The sequence below is a fragment of the Thermococcus sp. genome, assembly GCF_027008145.1.
Lineage (GTDB): Archaea > Methanobacteriota_B > Thermococci > Thermococcales > Thermococcaceae > Thermococcus.
Map to the genome: position 1 here is coordinate 1 of NZ_JALTCZ010000206.1, position 3,982 is coordinate 3,982.

At 53.3% G+C, this 3,982-nt stretch carries 3 protein-coding genes and 1 pseudogene; all 4 read left to right on the forward strand.

The window, feature by feature from the left end; all coding sequences use genetic code 11:
• Positions 1-598: pseudogene (locus MVD07_RS10585) on the forward strand (MFS transporter); the annotation flags it as partial.
• Positions 599-634: 36 nt separating this feature from the next.
• A complete protein-coding gene (locus tag MVD07_RS10590) occupies positions 635-1,483 on the forward strand; it encodes a GNAT family N-acetyltransferase (RefSeq protein WP_297501970.1) in 849 nt (282 codons plus the stop codon).
• A gap of 418 nt (positions 1,484-1,901) precedes the next feature.
• Positions 1,902-3,107, forward strand: coding sequence for an ammonium transporter (locus tag MVD07_RS10595; RefSeq protein ID WP_297501973.1), 1,206 nt, complete (start codon positions 1,902-1,904; stop codon positions 3,105-3,107).
• A 133-nt stretch (positions 3,108-3,240) separates the two neighbouring features.
• The gene (locus MVD07_RS10600) at positions 3,241-3,864 is read left to right on the forward strand and encodes a GNAT family N-acetyltransferase (RefSeq protein WP_297501976.1); all 624 of its coding nucleotides are present in this window, start codon (positions 3,241-3,243) and stop codon (positions 3,862-3,864) included.
• Positions 3,865-3,982: the final 118 nt, after the last annotated feature.

Genomic DNA, 3,982 nt, shown 5'->3' on the forward strand with positions numbered 1-3,982 from the left:
AAGAACCACTGAAAAGGTGGAAGGAAAGCGGTTGGGAATGGATAAAAGGCTCATTATTGGAATCCTTGCCTCTGTTCTCCTCTTCAACTTCGCCCTCGGGAGTTTCAGGATATTCGTCTTTGCCTCTTTGAGGGTGCTGAACAAGGGGGAAGTTCTCTACGGCGTTCTCCAGGCCCTCACAACGTTCGGGAGTCTCGCAGCACTGATTGGACTGACATACCTGGCGGGCAGAAAACGGGTCGGACTGAATCTGCCGCTGATCGCCGGGATGCTCCTCCAGAGTACAGCGCTCCTCATCGTGGGGATTCCTGCCGTGATGGCGCTGTTTCCGGCGGTGATTCTGGTCGGCTTCGGCGGGGAAATGTTGAACGTCTCCTTCGACAGTCTTATGCAGAGGCACATCTCCCTCAAAAGCCTCGGGACGGCAAGGGGCATCTTTGACGCCCTCGCGACGCTGGTAATTCCACTCTCGCAGTTAGTCTTTGCGTGGGCGATTGAGAAGAGCGGTGAAATCCGGGTTTTTGCAATTGTGGCGTTTTCCCTTGCGCTGACAGCTTCCCTCCTCTTTGGGAAATTCCTCGGGGACGCAAAAGCATAAAATCCTGGGCATCGACACACCTGCGGGTGAAGAGTAATGAACCCAACCATCCGTGAGGCAAAACCCGAGGACAAACCCTTCATAGAGGAGATATCAAAGCTGACGTGGGGTGGAGGGGACTACTTAGCGAGGGTATTTGACGAATGGCTCGGCGACAACTTCTACGTCCTTGAGTTTGAGGGTAAGGCCATCGGAACGGCGAAGCTAACCCTTTTGCCTGAAAAGGTGGGCTGGCTTGAAGGCCTCCGCGTTCACCCCGACTACCGCGGGAAGGGCTACGGACGGCTTTTGCACAGCTTCCTGCTCGACCTCGGGAAGAAGCTTGCCGAAGAGGGAAAAATAAAGGCCCTTGAGTTCGCTACATACTTCCTCAACAGGGAAAGTATAGCGATGGCGAAAAAGACCGGCTTCCGCGTTAGGGCGAAATTCTTCGTTTTCGGAGCGAAAACGGAAAGCTTCGAGCCGGAAGAACCCGAGAGGGTAGAACCGACGCTGAGCGACCTTACTCTGGGCATCATACCCGTCGGCTGGCACTTTGTGGGGAGGAGCGAAGAGACCTTGGATTGGATCAGGAAGAACGCCGAGTTTTACGAGGTCAACGGCCTCCGCTTCCTTGTCTCGAAGAAGGGGACGACCTTCACACCCTTGGATGTTGGACTGGCAACCCTCAGGGCCACGCTTCCGGCAATGGCGTGGGTCGCGAAGGAAAGAGGGCTGGAGGGCTTTGACATTATGCTCACGAGCGGGGTCAAGCCACTCCTGCCCGGCCTTAAGAGACTCGGCCTCTTCCCCTGGGAGGAAACGGAAGAACCGAACGTGCTGGTGTTCAGAAAAAATCTCTTCCCGGTCGTTGAAGCCGAAGGAATCCCCACCGATTCCCCATAGAGAGGGCTTGAAGCCGTATCGCCGGCGAAGTTGGAGGCCTAACGTGAGGTGGGTGCTGTCTTGGCTCTGGGCTGGATCAAGGCCCCCGTGTCTGAACGGGGCCTTCTTCGAGAGACCCTTAGGGGATGCTGAGTGATGGTTGCTTTGGGAATCTATCCTAAGGATAGTTTTAATCTAAAACTATAATCCCCAAATTTAGTACAATATTAAAACCTCCAGCTTACCGACTAAGAAGATTATATTGAAACTTTTTGTCATATCTTTACTATTACATATGACAAGTTATTTGACATTTGTAAAACCTATGGGCTATTAGTACATATATGGTATTTATTAACTATATTTGAATAATAAACCACAACTTTAATAACCTCTCTCGAAAATTTTTCGACGAACCAGGCTTTCGAGGTGACATAAGATGTTCAGTCCCGCCAGCGATGGATTCATGTTGATTGCGGCCGCTTTGGTGTTTATTATGACCCCCGGTCTGGCTTTGTTCTACGGGGGCATGGTGAACAGGAAGAACGCGGTAACGATGATGATGCAGAACTTCTTCTCCGCCGGCTGGACAACCGTTCTCTGGGTGATCTTCGGCTTCAGCTTAGCATTCGGGCCCGATGTCAGGGGGGTTATCGGCAGCCTGCATTACTTCTTCCTTGACCACATAACCCCAAAAACGCTATTCCCGGGAAACGACCAGATAAGCATGCTGACATTCATGGTCTACCAGCTCATGTTCGCGATAATCACACCCGTTCTCATGACCGGTGCATTCGCTGACAGGATGCGCTTTAAAGCGTTCATACTCTTCCTCACACTCTGGCTGATCTTCGTGTACTTCCCGTTCGCCCACTGGCTCTGGGGAGGCGGCTTCCTCGCCAAGTGGGGTGTCGAGGACTTCGCGGGAGGTATAGTTGTTCACACCAGCGCTGGATTCGGAGCACTCGCCGCGATCTTCTACCTCGGTAAGAGGAAGTTCCCCAAAGCTGGTAACCACAGCCTGCCTTTAATCCTCATCGGAACGGCCCTCCTCTGGTTCGGCTGGTTCGGTTTCAACGCAGGTTCAGCCCTGAGGGTTGATGTGGACACCAACGTAGCCTTCGTCAACACCATGGAGGCCGCGGCATTTGCGGCCGTGACCTGGATGTTCTGGGACTACTGGAGAACCGGCAAGTGGAGTGCCATCGGCTTCATGGCGGGTTCAATAGCTGGCCTTGCCACAATAACCCCAGCTGCAGGCTTTGTGAACCCCCAGGCGGCCATGCTCATAGGTATCGTAGCGGCTATAGTCTGCCATCTCGCCGTTGACTACAAGAACAGAAAGGGCTGGGACGATGCCCTCGACGTCTGGGGCGTCCACGGGATAGGCGGCTTCAGTGGCATAATACTCTTAGGAATATTCGGCAGTGCGGCGATCCACGGTACAAACGGCCTCATCTATGGTGGGGTCGGGTTCTTCGGCAAGCAGGTCGCGGCGGCGGTAATGTGCGCCATCTACGCCTTCGTCGTCACCTACATCCTCATCTGGATAACCGACAAGATAACCCCCGTCCGCGTCCCGGAGGAGGCCGAGAAGACAGGTCTCGACGAATACGAGTGGGCGGAGCAGACCTACTCCCTTTGAATTCTTTTCTCCTTTTGAATCTTTGAAAGAGCCCCATTTTATCGGTTAATATCCTGCTGAGGTAGTTAGAAACCCTTCAACGAGGCGGAAAGTTTTTTATCTGGAAACACTTCACGGTTACGGCGATGATGGAATGGAGATTGTACGTCTGACGGAGGACTACCTTGGGGAGTTTCAAACTCTCTACACTGAGTTCTTCATGGAGCTTCGCGAAAAACAGGGCTGGAAACCGGGTGAAGAGGAAATCTACAGAAAAGAGGCCGAGGTCTACTTTAAGCGCAGTGATTTAATATTTCTCGCCCTGGAAGGCAGCAAAGCGGCAGGGTTCATAAGGCTTTCGAGCAGGGAAGGGTGCTTTTGGGTCGAGGAGATATACGTGAGGCCCGAGTTTAGGGGGAAGGGCATCGGAAGGGCACTCGTCGAGAGGGCCGAGGAAGAGGTGAAAAAGCACGATTCATCGCTTTACCTCCTCGTCCTGCCACAGGATAAGGACGCCATAGCCTTCTGGAAAAAGCTCGGCTACGGCACGATAAACACCATCGAGCTGACAAAGAACCTCAAACCCTCAGGGCGCTCGGCTGTTCACACCGTTGAGCTTCTCGGCGAAAGGTTCAGAATCTTTGAGTGGAAGGGCGGGAAGTTCAACGGTGAGGAAAGGCACTTCATGGAACTTCTAGAGGAGTTCTATGAAAAAGGCGGAACAAAGGAGGAGTTCCTGAAGCTGGTGAGCTCGGCGCTGGAGGGATGGCTGGAGTGAAGATTAAGGCCCTCAAAACCGATGAAGAAAGGCGCGCCTGCCTTGAGATAGCGAAGGCCCTGCCGGAATGGTTCAACGAGGTGGGACTCAAGGCCATGGAACGTGACCTGAGAGAGGA

Excerpts from the sequence above, each read along its gene's own strand:
- MVD07_RS10600 (WP_297501976.1), top strand. The coding sequence starts at position 3,241 with ATGGAGATTGTACGTCTGACGGAGGACTACCTTGGGGAGTTTCAAACT.
- MVD07_RS10595 (WP_297501973.1), top strand. The coding sequence starts at position 1,902 with ATGTTCAGTCCCGCCAGCGATGGATTCATGTTGATTGCGGCCGCTTTG.
- MVD07_RS10590 (WP_297501970.1), top strand. The coding sequence starts at position 635 with ATGAACCCAACCATCCGTGAGGCAAAACCCGAGGACAAACCCTTCATA.